This window comes from Lysinibacillus sp., assembly GCF_032093475.1.
Classification (GTDB): Bacteria; Bacillota; Bacilli; order Bacillales_A; family Planococcaceae; genus Lysinibacillus; species Lysinibacillus irui.
Window position 1 is genome coordinate 4,169 of record NZ_DAMDAY010000008.1, and the last position, 13,362, is coordinate 17,530.

The window sequence follows — 13,362 nt, forward strand, 5'->3', positions numbered from 1 at the left end:
AATCAGTTATTTAGAGAGCATGAAAAGAGCTCGAACGATTCATACATCGACATTAGATCAGGCGGTGTTATACCAATATTTGCAGGATGGCTATTTTGAAAAATATTTAAAGAAGGCAAGGTCTGTTTATAAGAAAAAATATGAGCTTGCTCGTCAAGCTTGTATGCAATATATTCCCTTTAGCAGAATAACAGGTGATGGGGGCCTCCATCTTTTTATAGAGCTAGAAGAGGGTGTAGATGCACGGATACTATTGGAGAAATGCTATAACAAGGGTGTCGTGTTTTATCCGGGAGATGTATTTTTCACAAATGGAAGAGGTAATAATACATTTCGTTTAGGATTTTCTCGATTATCAGACGAGGATATAATTCGTGGAATTCAAATCATCGGTGATACATTGAAAAATGAAATGAGGGGTTGAGAAAATGAAGGTTGGCGTAATCATGGGTGGCACTTCCTCCGAAAAGCAAGTTTCGATTATGACTGGTAAGGAAATGGTCGCTCAATTAGATAAGCACAAATACGATGTTTTTGCCATTACGTTGGATGACAACAAAGAGGTAATAGATAAGGTTCGTGACATTGATGTGGCGTTACTGGCACTACACGGTAAGTTTGGAGAGGACGGTACGATTCAAGGTGTATTAGAAGCATTGGATATCCCTTATACCGGGAGCGGTCTGTTAGCTAGTAGTTTGTGTATGGATAAAAATATGACTAAAAAAATACTACGCTATGAAGGGGTTGCTACACCTAATTGGCTGCACTTTGTTAAGGGCGAGGAGCTTCCTTTACAGAATATAGAGCTTATGGGCTATCCACTTGTTGTTAAACCGAATGCGGATGGCTCAAGTGTAGGTGTTCACATCGTTCACGATCGGAGTGCCTTATTAGCTGCTGTTACGGACGTATTTAAATCGAATAACGAAATTATTATCGAGGAGTATTTGATCGGAGACGAGATTACATGCGGGATACTGAATGAGGAGCTATTACCTGTCCTATCAATCAAACATACGGCAGTATTTTTTGATTATAAGGCGAAATATGATGATGCTTCCACGATAGAGGAGCCAATAGAACTTCCGCCTGCTATTCATGAACGAGTAGCAAAGGCTGCTATGATTAGTTACAAGGCATTAAAATGTAGCGTTTATGCTAGAGTGGATATGTTGGTTAAGGATGGCGTTCCTTATGTGCTGGAGGTTAATACACTCCCTGGAATGACACCAAATAGCTTACTACCAAAAAGTGCACAGGCTGCTGGAATTAGCTATTCAGCATTATTGGATAGCATTATTGAAAGCTCCTTACAGATTAAGAGAAATGGATAAAATAGAGAAAACACCTTTTGTTTTTGCGAACAAAAGGTGTTTTTGACTTTTTTAAGATTTTGCTAATTCAATAAAACCTTCTCCAAAAACGTCTCTTACATCATGAATGGCAATAAAGGCGTCTTTGTCGACCTCTTTGACAATTTTTTTGAGCTTTACAACTTCTTGCTTACTAATCACAATATACAGGATTTCCTTTTGTTCCTTTGTATAATAGCCATGGCCTGCAAGAACTGTAACACCACGATTCATATAAGCAGTCACCTGTCCAGCAATTTCTTCAGGTTTTTTGGAGATAATTGTAACAGCCTTTTTAGGGTTAACCCCCTCAATGACAAACTCCATCACCTTTGTGCCGATATAGAGCATAATAATCGTTAGCATTAACGCCTCTGCCCCAATAATAAAGTAAGATGAAAAAGCGACAATTAAATCAAAGAATAGAAGTCCATAGCTAATACTCCAACCAAGATATTTGTTAGTAATTCTAGCTAAAATCGTAGAGCCTGCCGTTGTACCACCAACTCTTATAATCAAGCCAATGCCGACTCCGGCAAAAACGCCACCAAAAATCGTATTGACGATAATTTCATCTGAGGAAATAGACCAAGATTCTGTTAAATGTAAGAACAGCGAGTGGAAGGAGACCGCAATAATTGTGTAGATTGTCGTTTGCCTATTTAAAAATTTATAGCCGATGATCAGTAAAACTGCGTTCATAACAAAGCTGACAATACTTGGCGACCATCCGAACAAATAGTAAGCTATAATTGTTAAGCCTGTTACGCCACCCTCACCCAAATCATTCGGAATAACAAATAAGTTAACCGCTAGGGCAAAAAGCAAAGCTCCAAGCATAATCATAAAAATATCAATAACGTATTTTTTCATTCACATAACACCACCATATCGAAGTTTATTTTTTTCTTAAATTCCATACTATATCAGGTTTTCTCTAAATGATATACTTTTTAGAATGTTCATTTGTGATATATCGACAATAATTAGTTTGTCTTTAGAGGGAATATTGAAACTTGACATATTGTAGATAGAATTTATAATAATCGTAACAATTCAAGGAGGATTATTAAAAAATGACACATGCTATGAGACTACGTTTCCCAATGTTGAACCAATAACTAAATAGGGTCAAAAACTCTGTTTGTGAAATCAGAGTAAACGGGATAGTCTGTCCTTTTTTAATCATCTTCATATGTATAAGAAAAGGGAAGCAAGGGCTTCTTTTTTAGTGAGAATAAATCTACACTATATCTCTTTTACTTTTCAACACAGACAAAACCAAGTCTGTGTTTTTTTATTGAATATAGGGAGGGAAATGTAATGTACAGTCTATTATTCTTTTGATACGAGCTTTTAATAGAAGCTCGTATCGATACCATAGCTATCGATACGAAAATTAAATTTCGGGAGGTAGCAACATGGAAAAGGTTTGCTTTGAATTAGAGAATGTAGTCGTGACTTATTTAGATCAAGAGATATTGAATATAGAAAAATTAGCTGTGCATCAATTTGACCGAATAGGAATCGTTGGTAAAAATGGTGCTGGTAAAAGTACATTAATGAAATTACTTGCTGGGAAGATTCGACTAACAAACGGGAGGATAAAAAGCCATGTTCATTTCGGGTATTTTGAACAAGTGGAAGCACCGACATCCACTAAACCAGATCCAGCCTTATTGGGCAAACTTGCCGTACCCAAGCAATCTGACCAGCTTAGTGGTGGAGAGCAAACACGATTAAAGCTAGCACAATTATTTTCTATTTATGAGGAAGCTTTGCTCATTGATGAGCCAACAACACATTTGGATCAAAAGGGTATTTCGTTTCTACTTGATGAATTGCGCTATTATTATGGGGCACTTATACTAATAAGTCACGATCGTGCTGTACTAGATGATCTGGTTACAACCATATGGGAAGTTGAAAATGGTAAGATCACAATTTATGCGGGCAATTACAGTGATTATGCTTACCAAAAGCAATTAGAACGAGATCAGCAAAGTCAAGCATATGACCAATACTTGAAAGAAAAAAGCAGACTTGAAAAAGCTGTTGATGAAAAGCTGAAAAAAGCTGAAAAAATTGCTCAAGCAGGTAGTATGTCGAAAAGAGAGGCTAACGCAAAACCGAATCGTATGTTTATGACAAAGTCCAAAGGCACAAGTCAAAAATCTGTGCAGCGTGCAGCTAAAGCCATCGAGCATCGAATAGAAAAGCTCCGGAAAGTAGAGGCTGTACAGGGAGAGAGAAAAATAGTTTTCCGGCAACCGAAGCCTTTAAAACTACACAATAAATTTCCGATTATGGCCGAGCAGCTCTGTTTACACGTTCAGGAAAAGGTACTATTGGATAATGTAAGCTTTCAAATACCATTGGGTAAAAAAATTGCGCTTACAGGTAGTAACGGTTGTGGTAAAAGTACCTTACTACGACATATCGCTAATAATGGTGAAGGATTAACCATCTCCCCTAAGGCTAAGGTAGGTCATTTCCTACAGATGAGCTATCAATTTAAAAGCGAGGAGACCGTTCTGCAATTTTTGGAAAATCGCTCTGAATATGATGAAGGCCTATTACGAAGTGTGCTTCATTCCATGCAGTTTATAGGAACCGATATACAAAAAGTCGTAAAGTTTTTAAGTGGTGGAGAAGCCATACGCCTCCAGCTCTGTCAGCTATTTTTGGGAAACTATAATATTTTACTATTGGATGAGCCGACTAATTTCTTAGATATTCATGCATTAGAAGCGCTTGAGCAATTTATGGCTGCCTATGAAGGAACAATCATCTTTGTCACGCATGATAAAAAGTTCATCAAAAATGTAGCGGATGTCCAGTTTGTAATAGAAAATAAAAAGATATTTTAAATAAAAAGTGCGATTCTTCTATTAGGAGAATCGCATCTTTTTTATTGAATTTTTATTTTGAAGGAGGTAAAAGGGAAAATTTGGCGAAGGTGTAAGATAGACATTATAAAAAGGGATGATGACGATGATCAATACGAGTGTGACGACAAAATTAAAAATTAATCAGCCAGCCCATAAAGTATTTGAAGCCATTATTTCTCCCACTGAGATCGGGAACTATTGGTTCTCTAGCAGCTCTGAAAGATGGGGAGTGGGTAAAAGAATTACGCTTAAATATGATGAATATCAGTTCGAGGGTGTCATCACCGTGCTGGAATTGGAGGCCAGTAAAAAAATTGTGTTTGTTTGGGGCGAAGAGCAAGGAGAAGTGACAATGGTTACCATTACCCTTGAAGAGTCAGAAAAGGAAACGATTATTACTGTAGTGGAGTCAGGATTTAATGCACATGACCCAGAAATTGTGGCAAAAATGATGGGTCAAAAAGAGGGCTGGGTTTATACGTTAACATGCCTCAAAGGATATGTAGAGAATGGAATTAGTACTTTAAGAGCTTCGTTAATTCATTGAGGAGGAAGGGTATGACAACGGCTAACAGCGATGGAGTTTGCCTTGAATCAAACAAGAGCTTCTATTTGTATCCTTGTGGGAGTGATGCTACCAGAAGAAATAAGCACAGAAAATAGCGTTACGCTTAAATAATCAATCGTCTACAGCGATGGTTGCTGGAAGTAGCAGAGTGATGGGAGGAGAATATGAGAACGTTGTTTTGGGTGATTGGCACTGTTTTAGTTTGTGCAGTATCAGTACTAGGCATTGTCTTTTGGAAGTTTCAGAAGGAAATTAAGAAGGATGATCCTGAATATATTGTGCAATTTATCAAGGAACATAAAGAAGATAAAAATGTTTCTGTAGCAATTCAATACAATCAACAACATTGGGTGGAGCTCAATACAAAGGAACCGTTACCGCTTGCAAGTACGGTTAAAATAATCGTAGCCATCGCTTATGCGCAACAGGCAGCAGATGGTCGTATTAATCCTCAGCAACAGGTCGATCTAAAGGAATTAGAGCCATTTTATATTCCTAAAACAGATGGCGGTGCACATGAAGCATGGTTAGCACAATTAGACCTTCAGGGTATGGAAAGTGTCCCTTTGAGCGAGGTAGCAAACGGTATGATTGCGTATAGTTCCAATGCGAATACGGATTACTTAATGCATATACTCGGTCTTCAATATGTAAATGATGTTCTTACACAACTCGCTGTAAAAGAGCATGAGCCCCTATATCCAATCGTAAGTGCTATCTATATTCCCACTCAATTAATGGAGGAAAAGAGTTTAACGAAAAAAGAAACATTAACAGCTTTAAGAGATATGGATATGACTGAATATCGAGAAAGGGCATTGACTATTCACGAGAATTGGGTAGAGCTCCCTTTAACAAAAGAAGAGAAAGCAAAGGCACTAAAAATGCTCAATATGGATTTTCAAAAGGTATGGTCTGATCGTTTAATAAGGGCTTCCACAGACAATTACATCTCTATTTTAGAAAAATTGAATAGTAAAAATTATTTTAGTGAAGATGTACATAAGTACTTAGATCCTGTAATGGAGCAGTTGATGCTTAACCCCAAAAATCAAGAATGGCTCAAACATGCAGGCCAAAAGGGGGGATCGACAGCTTTTGTGTTAACTTTAGCTGCCTACGCGGAAGATAAAAAAGGGAATCAAACGGAAATCGCCTTTTTTGCTAACGACTTAAATACGATGGAACAACTGAAATTATCTAATAGTATGAATAGTTTTCAATTGAAATTTCTTACAGATGAGGGCTTTCGGAAGCGTTTAAAAAAGGAATTGTCTGAGTCGTGAGTTGCCTTTAGCAGGGAACTCATAGTACACCAGCAGTAGGATCGTGCAAGCTAAATCCAAGCTCTGCTTCGGCATCTCGTTTCCAATCATCTTCAACTCCTTGTTCAGAAACCCATTTTATCGCAGTACTACTAGATAGATAGCTTTTTGACCAGTCTCTCATACATGACAACTTCGCCCACTCTTTTTATAGGTGTACCTTCTTTCATTCAACTGCATAAACTAATGTTATTATGCGTGAGAGGATTGAGTTGAATGTATCACCCTTATTATGGAAATAACCAAATGTATTATTATGGCTATCATCCGGTTTATTGGACCTATCCAAATCAAATAGAGCAGGGGGAAAGAAAGATTGTAAGAACTGACTATGGGCCTGAGCCATTCATTGTAGACATTGAAGAGGTAACAAAGCAAAACAAAAATTATCGCACAGCATTGTGGACAGGTAAAAACCTACAAGTAACGGTGATGAGTCTCAATATAGGTGAAGATATAGGCTTAGAAGTTCATCCTCATGTCGATCAATTTATATGTATTGAGGAGGGACATGGAGTAGTACAAATGGGTCCTACAAAGGATTATTTAAATGATCAACGATATGTCTCAGAAGATACGGCTATCATGGTACCTGCAGGAACTTGGCATAATCTTACGAATACAGGCAATAAACCGCTAAAGCTTTATTCGATTTATGCACCACCAAATCATCCATTTGGAACTGTTCACATAACAAAGGCAGATGCGATGGCAGCAGAATGATAGAATGGCAAAAGTGACAGTTAGGGCAGTTGAACAAACTAATAGAGTTTTTAAAGTGATGGATAGAATGCTAAAAATAAACTGATAGGAACTAGGGAAATACCCTAGTTCAGTTTTATTTTAATTGCATGAGAGCGCCAAAATATTGCTGTGCTGTTGTAAAGCAAATAAATGCTAGCAGCTCACTAATTTCTGCCTCTGTTAAATAGTCTTTTAAAACAGCCGTGACATTAGGAGCTGTATGGCCTTTTGAGGCTAGGAAGGCTTCGGCAAACCCTGTACATATCGCTGTTTTCTCATCATAATGCTGTGGATCGGGTTTTCCCTTTGCCTTACAATATTGACAACCATTTTTTTGAGCCAATGTTTTGCGAACCTCTTCTTTTAATAGAGCAGATAAATGCCCATCCTTTTCGAGTACCTCGCCCAACTGTTGCCAGTGCAACTGTATGCCCTCGTTATAGCCTAAAAGTTGTTGAAATGGCGTTAAGCCTTTGTCGTGTAAATGAATTAGTGTCATAAACATCCCTCCTTTAATTAGTGTAAAATGTGAATAACGAAGTTGACATACACATTCGAAGGAAGATGTTATTATTTTCTTTTAAAAAGAAGGGATATTTCCAAAATGGATTTCATTAACGAAATGATACTAAAAGAGTTGAAAAAGGATAGTCGGATTTCCATCAGTGAATTAGGGAGAAGGGTACATTTATCTGCACCAGCTGTGCGTGAAAGAGTAAAGCAATTAGAGGAACAAGAAGTTATTAAGAGGTATACACTAGATATAAATCAAAAGGCATTAGGTTTTCCAATTGAAGCTATAATCGAAGCAACAATCAAAAATAATCGCTATGCGGATTTTAAAGATTATATTAAGGCTTATACAAATATGGATTTTTGTTATCGAATATCTGGTGAAGCTTGTTTTTTATTAAAAGCCCATTTTCAATCTTTTTCTGATGTAGAACAATTTATTGATGAATTACAACCATATGCACATACAAAAACTAATTTTATCTTTTCTGATATATGTGACGACATTTATTAAAGAAGGAGATAGTGATGGACATCAAATTATTTGTAGATGAAATTGATGCATTAGTACATTTTTTAACACAAAATGAATGGTTTTATCACACGGATCAGCATGTAAAAGCAGAGTCTGTTCGAGCAGCGTATGCAAAGGGCTTTTTTAAAGACGATCGTGAAACATATTGGTTACTTGAAAATGAAGAAAAAATAGGGGTTATGATTATTCATGATATAGGCGATACTATCCCTCTTTTTGATATTCGTTTAGATGCAAAATGTAGAGGGAAAGGATACGGTGTCCAAGCACTACGTTGGCTACAAGATTATTTATTTGGCGAAAAAGGTAAGGTCCGTATTGAAGGCTATACAAGGGTTGATAATATTGGCATGCGCAAGTGCTTTAGTAAAGCTGGTTTTGTGAAAGAAGGCTATTTGAGAAATGCGTGGGAAAACGAAGATGGTACAGTGACAGATAGTATTTTGTATGGTGCCATTAAAGATGATTGGGTTTTAGGAGAAACTACACCCATTAAAATAGATGAAGTACCATTTTAAATATTTGTAAGGAGCGCTTTGACATGAACAACGAGTTATTAAGTGTCTTAAGAAAATCTTGGTCGATTCATTCTAGTTCTAAATGGAGTTTAGATAACCCTGCAAAAGGACAATGTGGAGTCACTTCTTTAGTTGTACAGAATATCCTTGGTGGCGACATAAAGAAGACATTTCTTGATGAAGGTTGGCACTTTTATAATGTAATTAATGGGGAAAGAATGGATTTTACGAAGGAACAGTTTTCATACATAATTGACTATCAAGATATCGATTCAAATAGAGCAGAGGCTTTTCAAGATACGAATGATGACCAATATAGTTATTTAAAATCACAAGTGGATAAGATTTTAAGTAAGGCAGAGAGCTAAATTTCTCTGCCTTTTAAAATTAAAAAAGAAAGGTGTTGACGTTTAATAAAATATCGTGTTATTATTATCTCGAATTCAAGATATATAAATTCAAGATAAATGAATTCAAACCTTTAGTTCTCGCAAGGAGGTACAATTATGGGTTTTTTGAATAAATTATTTAGTTCAAAAAAAGAGGAGGAACAAACAATGGCAGAATTAAATATTGGTATTATTATTGGATCAACTCGTGAGGGGCGAGTAAGCCCTCAAGTAGCACAATGGGTAAAGGAAATTGCAGATCAACGCGGTGACGCAAATTATACAGTAATTGATATTGCTGATTATAAATTACCTTTATTAGGCGAACCAGGACAAGATGCTTCAGGAGCACAAGGTTGGTCAGAAATTATTGCTAAACAAGATGGTTTTGTATTCATCGTACAAGAATACAATCACTCTATTACAGGAGCATTAAAAAATGCACTAGATTATTTACGTGTAGAGTGGAATAACAAAGCAGCTGGAATCGTATCTTATGGTTCTGTTGGCGGTGCTCGTGCAGCAGAACATTTACGTGGCATTATGGGCGAGCTTTTAATCGCAGATGTACGTGTTCACCCAGCACTATCATTATTCACAGATTTTGAAAATGGAACAGACTTTAAACCAAAAGAAGTACAAACAGATTCAGTAAATCAAATGTTAGATCAATTAATCCCTTGGTCTAAAGCGCTATATACAATTCGCTAAGCTTATATAGTTTGAGGTAGGTTGTAATTGGGCACAGTAAAGGTAAGATAAATTAGTCATGAAGGGGCTTGTTAACATGAAAAAACATACAGCAGGTATTCACCATATCACAGCGATCGTAGGACATCCGCAAGAAAATATTGATTTTTATGCAGGAGTGTTAGGCTTACGTTTAGTAAAACAAACAGTAAACTTTGATGATCCAGGCACATATCATTTATATTTCGGTGATAAAGGTGGGAAACCGGGAACAATCATTACATTCTTCCCTTGGGCTAATGCTTATCAAGGACGTATTGGTGACGGTCAGGTCGGTGTCACAACGTATGTTGTACCAGAAGGGGCACTACCATTTTGGGTGAATCGCTTAGCGAAGTTCTCTGTTCCTTTCCAAAAAGCTGAACGTTTTGGTGAGCAAGTCATTCAATTCGATGATCCGCATGGTCTGCATATTGAACTCGTTGCACGTGCTGAAGGTGAATTAAATGAATGGACATTTAGTGAAGTCACACCTGAAGTTGCCATTAAAGGCTTTGGTGGAGCTATTCTATATTCAAGCCACCCTGAAGAAACGGCAAAAGTTTTAACAGAGGTAATGGGTTTTGAAAAAGTAGCGACAGAAGGTGACTATACTCGATATAAATCTAGTGCAGAGATCGGCAATACAGTAGATTTAAAAACAGTTGCAGGTCAACGTGGTCAAATGGGTGTAGGGACAGTTCATCATATTGCGTGGAGAGCTCAAGATAATACGGATCATTTAGAATGGCAAGAGTATGTTATGAATCATGGACAACATGTAACGGAAGTAAAAGATCGTAATTATTTTAATGCGATTTATTTCCGTGAACCTGGCGAAATTTTATTTGAAATCGCTACAGATCCTCCTGGATTTGCTCATGATGAAACACCAGAAACAATGGGTAGCCAATTAATGTTGCCACCTCAGTATGAGCAGCATCGAGAGCAATTAGAAAGAACATTAATCCCGATTAAAGTGCGTGAGCTTGATTAAGAGGGGTGAGTCGCTTGATTTTGATTGATCCTAAGAATAATTCAGAGCGCGAAAACTATAAGTTATTGATTGGAAGTATTATTCCAAGACCAATCGCGTTTGTAACGACGAAGTCAGAGCAAGGGGTTATCAATGGAGCACCATTTAGTTACTTTAATATCGTGTCATCCAATCCACCGATGATTTCTTTAGCGATCCAAAGACCAAATGGACGTTTAAAGGACACAGCTCGACATATCCATCATCAGCAACAATTTGTAGTTCATATTGTCGATGAAGATAATGTAGAGCAGGTGAATGAAACAGCAGCTTCATTGCCTGTTACAGAAAGCGAACTTGCACGAACAAATTTTACATTAGTCGATAGTCAACAAATTGCCGTTCCTGGCATTCGAGAAGCAAAGATTCGTATGGAGTGTCGCCTAGTACAATCCGTTCCTTTGATGAATGGGGAGGAACAGACAGGAGATTTATTTATTGGAGAAGTTGTTCAATTTCATATAGATGAAGCAATTTATCATGAAGGAAGAATCGATCCAAGAAAACTAAATGCTGTTAGCAGGCTTGCGGGATCAAACTATGCTAAAGTTGGCGAGATTTTCTCGATAGAACGTCCACAATAGATGAACAAATAAATGGCGAAAATGTTGTGTTATCAACATTTTCGCATTTTTATATCTCTTGATTCATGGGTGATTAGAAGGCGAAATGACTAATCAAATATTGAGTGCGCGTGCCATGGCATCTAAATAGTTCTGAATAGCCAGCTGACTTATTTTCGCTTCTGGCACAAAGACCTCAAAACAATGGTAACTGCCAGGGTAGAGGTGGAATTCAACCTCAACTCCTGCCTGTGCAAGACGTGTTACATAATCAAGGGTTTCATCACGAAATAAATCAAGTTGACCAATACATATATAGGTTGGCGGTAATCCTGCTAAGTTTTCGGCTCTTGAAGGGACTGCATGCGGAGAAAGGGCATTAATGTTCTCTTCCTCTCCTAAATACATACGCCAGGCAGTCATATTATTTGTTCTATTCCATGTTGCATGATCATCAATGATCTCATAGCTAGAATGTGTTTCGTTTCGGTTATCAAGCATCGGATACAGTGGCATCTGGAATATAATTGATGGTCCTCCTTTATCGCGAGCCATTAATGCTAGTGCTACTGTTAATCCTCCACCACCGCTTGCACCAGCAATTGCCACCCGTCTGACATCGATACCAAGTGATTGCTCCTTATTAGTCATCCAAACTAATCCAGCATAACAATCTTCAATTGCTGCTGGATAAGGATGTTCAGGTGCCAGTCGGTAATCGATGGATACGACAACGCAGTTAGCTGCTTGAACAAAGCGTTCGCATAAAACATCATCCATATCAGGGTGTCCCATGACAAAGCCACCACCGTGTATCCAAAGCATAGCTGGAAGTTTATCCTGCTTCCGTTTAGCTGGTTCATAGATTTTAACCAACATTTCGCTCCCGTCATCTCTAGGAATCATCCGGTTGCTAGTAAGTACATGTTCTGATCTTTTCGAAGGTGGATGGGACAGGAGACTTCGACTCCAAGTTAAATCCTCCTCCAATCGAAAGCCAGGAAATTCTGTGTAAGCCTGCCTTAATTCTGGTAAGACTCGGTTAATAATGGTCATAAATAAACTCCTCCTGTTGAATAATGAAGTCTTAAAGAAATGGCTCTCCTTCTAGAGCCATTTCAGCTTCCCATTTGGCGACTTCCTCACGTACACGAGGGGCAACTTCTGTTCCAAGTAGTTCTATAGCTTGCATGACTTGATCATGTGGCATTGTACTTAATGGCACGTATAGCATAAAGCGTGTAATTCCGACGTGTTTACGAAGGTGAATAATTTTTTCAGCAACAGTATCTGGATCTCCGACATATAATGCTCCGTCAAAACTTCGTGCAGCATCATAACTAGAACGATCATAATAAGGCCATCCTCTTTCTTTGCCTAATTTATTCATACCAGCCATTGTTGATGGGAAAAATGTGTCTGCTGCCCATTCCCTATTCGGCCCAACAAAACCTATTGAATGAGAACCTACTTGAAGTTTTGATAAATCATGACCTGCATGAAGCGCGGCCTTTTTATACAGCTGTACAATCGGTGCAAACTGCATTGGGCTGCCACCAATAATGGCTAGCATAAGCGGTAATCCTAAAAGGCCAGCACGCATAGCAGATTGTTGATTTCCTCCGCTAGCCACCCAGATTGGAAGAGACTCCTGAACTGGTCTAGGATACACACCTAAATTATTGATTGCTGGTCGATGTCTACCTTCCCAAACTACTTTCTCGGACTGTCGAATGTTAAGTAGTAAGTCTAAATGTTCCTCAAATAGTTCATCGTAATCATGTAAATCGTAGCCAAATAAGGGGAAGGATTCGATAAAGGAACCACGACCTGCCATGATTTCTGCACGTCCATTCGATAGTCCATCCAATGTGGAAAAATCCTGAAAGACACGCACAGGATCAGCCGAAGAAAGGACAGTTACGGCACTTGTGAGTCGAATGTTTTTCGTTTGAGAAGCAGCAGCAGATAGCACCATTGCTGGAGAGGATGCGGCATAATCTTCTCGATGATGCTCGCCAATGCCAAAGACATCTAATCCTACTTGATCTGCAAGAATCATCTCTTCTACTACTTCACGTAAACGCTGGGCATGACTAATTACTTCACCACTGTGAATGTCTGGTTTTGTTTCTACGAAAGAAGTAATTCCTATTTCCATTTTGTATATCTCCTAATCAAATTAATAATTTGTAA

17 protein-coding genes and 1 pseudogene are annotated in these 13,362 nt (G+C 38.0%); 13 read left to right on the plus strand and 5 right to left on the minus strand.

Features of this window, described 5'->3' with window-relative positions; all coding sequences use genetic code 11:
• Both RT445_RS03490 and RT445_RS03495 read left to right on the plus strand, forming a co-directional pair.
• Positions 1–424: pseudogene (locus tag RT445_RS03490) on the plus strand (PLP-dependent aminotransferase family protein); the annotation flags it as partial.
• A 4-nt stretch (positions 425–428) separates the two neighbouring features.
• Positions 429–1,337 carry a D-alanine--D-alanine ligase gene (locus RT445_RS03495; protein WP_274794880.1) on the plus strand — a complete coding sequence of 303 codons (909 nt, stop codon included), beginning with the start codon at positions 429–431 and terminating at the stop codon, positions 1,335–1,337.
• A 51-nt stretch (positions 1,338–1,388) separates the two neighbouring features.
• Here RT445_RS03495 and RT445_RS03500 read toward each other — a convergent pair whose 3' ends face one another.
• Entirely contained in the window at positions 1,389–2,228 is an 840-nt protein-coding gene (locus tag RT445_RS03500) for a YitT family protein (protein WP_274794879.1), read from the minus strand.
• Between the two features lie 203 nt (positions 2,229–2,431).
• Between RT445_RS03500 and RT445_RS23660 the strand changes: the two genes are divergently transcribed.
• The 4 genes from RT445_RS23660 to RT445_RS03515 all read left to right on the plus strand — a co-directional run bounded on the left by RT445_RS23660 (position 2,432) and on the right by RT445_RS03515 (position 6,100).
• Positions 2,432–2,476 (plus strand): erythromycin resistance leader peptide, encoded by a 45-nt coding sequence (locus RT445_RS23660; RefSeq protein WP_112118014.1) that lies wholly within the window; start codon positions 2,432–2,434, stop codon positions 2,474–2,476.
• 300 nt (positions 2,477–2,776) lie between these two features.
• Complete coding sequence (locus tag RT445_RS03505) at positions 2,777–4,225, plus strand: Msr family ABC-F type ribosomal protection protein (protein WP_312506571.1); 1,449 nt, start codon at positions 2,777–2,779, stop codon at positions 4,223–4,225.
• A 124-nt stretch (positions 4,226–4,349) separates the two neighbouring features.
• Entirely contained in the window at positions 4,350–4,793 is a 444-nt protein-coding gene (locus RT445_RS03510) for an SRPBCC domain-containing protein (RefSeq protein WP_274794877.1), read from the plus strand.
• A gap of 185 nt (positions 4,794–4,978) precedes the next feature.
• Positions 4,979–6,100 (plus strand): serine hydrolase, encoded by a 1,122-nt coding sequence (locus RT445_RS03515; RefSeq protein ID WP_274794876.1) that lies wholly within the window; start codon positions 4,979–4,981, stop codon positions 6,098–6,100.
• A gap of 19 nt (positions 6,101–6,119) precedes the next feature.
• Here the strand turns inward: RT445_RS03515 and RT445_RS03520 are convergent, their stop codons facing one another.
• Positions 6,120–6,263 carry a hypothetical protein gene (locus RT445_RS03520; RefSeq protein ID WP_274794875.1) on the minus strand — a complete coding sequence of 48 codons (144 nt, stop codon included), beginning with the start codon at positions 6,261–6,263 and terminating at the stop codon, positions 6,120–6,122.
• 92 nt (positions 6,264–6,355) lie between these two features.
• Here RT445_RS03520 and RT445_RS03525 point away from each other — a divergent pair, with 92 nt between their 5' ends.
• Positions 6,356–6,862: a cupin domain-containing protein gene (locus tag RT445_RS03525; RefSeq protein ID WP_274794874.1), complete on the plus strand. Its 507-nt coding sequence runs from the start codon at positions 6,356–6,358 to the stop codon at positions 6,860–6,862.
• Between the two features lie 115 nt (positions 6,863–6,977).
• Here the strand turns inward: RT445_RS03525 and RT445_RS03530 are convergent, their stop codons facing one another.
• Positions 6,978–7,382: a carboxymuconolactone decarboxylase family protein gene (locus RT445_RS03530; protein WP_312506569.1), complete on the minus strand. Its 405-nt coding sequence runs from the start codon at positions 7,380–7,382 to the stop codon at positions 6,978–6,980.
• 105 nt (positions 7,383–7,487) lie between these two features.
• Here RT445_RS03530 and RT445_RS03535 point away from each other — a divergent pair, with 105 nt between their 5' ends.
• From RT445_RS03535 to RT445_RS03560, 6 genes are all read left to right on the plus strand, one after another.
• Positions 7,488–7,910: an Lrp/AsnC family transcriptional regulator gene (locus RT445_RS03535; protein ID WP_274794872.1), complete on the plus strand. Its 423-nt coding sequence runs from the start codon at positions 7,488–7,490 to the stop codon at positions 7,908–7,910.
• A gap of 14 nt (positions 7,911–7,924) precedes the next feature.
• Complete coding sequence (locus RT445_RS03540; RefSeq protein WP_312506568.1) at positions 7,925–8,449, plus strand: GNAT family N-acetyltransferase; 525 nt, start codon at positions 7,925–7,927, stop codon at positions 8,447–8,449.
• Between the two features lie 23 nt (positions 8,450–8,472).
• Positions 8,473–8,817, plus strand: coding sequence for a YunG family protein (locus RT445_RS03545; RefSeq protein ID WP_274794870.1), 345 nt, complete (start codon positions 8,473–8,475; stop codon positions 8,815–8,817).
• A gap of 138 nt (positions 8,818–8,955) precedes the next feature.
• Complete coding sequence (locus RT445_RS03550; protein WP_274794869.1) at positions 8,956–9,549, plus strand: NADPH-dependent FMN reductase; 594 nt, start codon at positions 8,956–8,958, stop codon at positions 9,547–9,549.
• Between the two features lie 76 nt (positions 9,550–9,625).
• Positions 9,626–10,564 (plus strand): ring-cleaving dioxygenase, encoded by a 939-nt coding sequence (locus tag RT445_RS03555; protein WP_312506567.1) that lies wholly within the window; start codon positions 9,626–9,628, stop codon positions 10,562–10,564.
• Positions 10,565–10,578: 14 nt separating this feature from the next.
• Complete coding sequence (locus tag RT445_RS03560) at positions 10,579–11,187, plus strand: flavin reductase family protein (RefSeq protein WP_312506566.1); 609 nt, start codon at positions 10,579–10,581, stop codon at positions 11,185–11,187.
• A 93-nt stretch (positions 11,188–11,280) separates the two neighbouring features.
• Here RT445_RS03560 and RT445_RS03565 read toward each other — a convergent pair whose 3' ends face one another.
• Positions 11,281–12,222: an alpha/beta hydrolase gene (locus RT445_RS03565; protein WP_313469717.1), complete on the minus strand. Its 942-nt coding sequence runs from the start codon at positions 12,220–12,222 to the stop codon at positions 11,281–11,283.
• A 31-nt stretch (positions 12,223–12,253) separates the two neighbouring features.
• Complete coding sequence (locus RT445_RS03570) at positions 12,254–13,327, minus strand: LLM class flavin-dependent oxidoreductase (protein WP_274794865.1); 1,074 nt, start codon at positions 13,325–13,327, stop codon at positions 12,254–12,256.
• Positions 13,328–13,362 lie beyond the last annotated feature (35 nt).

Coding starts and splice junctions, on each gene's coding strand:
- RT445_RS03555 (WP_312506567.1), top strand. CDS start 9,626: ATGAAAAAACATACAGCAGGTATTCACCATATCACAGCGATCGTAGGA.
- RT445_RS03545 (WP_274794870.1), top strand. CDS start 8,473: ATGAACAACGAGTTATTAAGTGTCTTAAGAAAATCTTGGTCGATTCAT.
- RT445_RS03565 (WP_313469717.1), bottom strand. CDS start 12,222: ATGACCATTATTAACCGAGTCTTACCAGAATTAAGGCAGGCTTACACA.
- RT445_RS03495 (WP_274794880.1), top strand. CDS start 429: ATGAAGGTTGGCGTAATCATGGGTGGCACTTCCTCCGAAAAGCAAGTT.
- RT445_RS03530 (WP_312506569.1), bottom strand. CDS start 7,382: ATGACACTAATTCATTTACACGACAAAGGCTTAACGCCATTTCAACAA.
- RT445_RS03540 (WP_312506568.1), top strand. CDS start 7,925: ATGGACATCAAATTATTTGTAGATGAAATTGATGCATTAGTACATTTT.
- RT445_RS03520 (WP_274794875.1), bottom strand. CDS start 6,263: ATGAGAGACTGGTCAAAAAGCTATCTATCTAGTAGTACTGCGATAAAA.
- RT445_RS03570 (WP_274794865.1), bottom strand. CDS start 13,327: ATGGAAATAGGAATTACTTCTTTCGTAGAAACAAAACCAGACATTCAC.
- RT445_RS03535 (WP_274794872.1), top strand. CDS start 7,488: ATGGATTTCATTAACGAAATGATACTAAAAGAGTTGAAAAAGGATAGT.
- RT445_RS03510 (WP_274794877.1), top strand. CDS start 4,350: ATGATCAATACGAGTGTGACGACAAAATTAAAAATTAATCAGCCAGCC.
- RT445_RS03525 (WP_274794874.1), top strand. CDS start 6,356: ATGTATCACCCTTATTATGGAAATAACCAAATGTATTATTATGGCTAT.
- RT445_RS03505 (WP_312506571.1), top strand. CDS start 2,777: ATGGAAAAGGTTTGCTTTGAATTAGAGAATGTAGTCGTGACTTATTTA.
- RT445_RS03515 (WP_274794876.1), top strand. CDS start 4,979: ATGAGAACGTTGTTTTGGGTGATTGGCACTGTTTTAGTTTGTGCAGTA.
- RT445_RS03550 (WP_274794869.1), top strand. CDS start 8,956: ATGGGTTTTTTGAATAAATTATTTAGTTCAAAAAAAGAGGAGGAACAA.
- RT445_RS03500 (WP_274794879.1), bottom strand. CDS start 2,228: ATGAAAAAATACGTTATTGATATTTTTATGATTATGCTTGGAGCTTTG.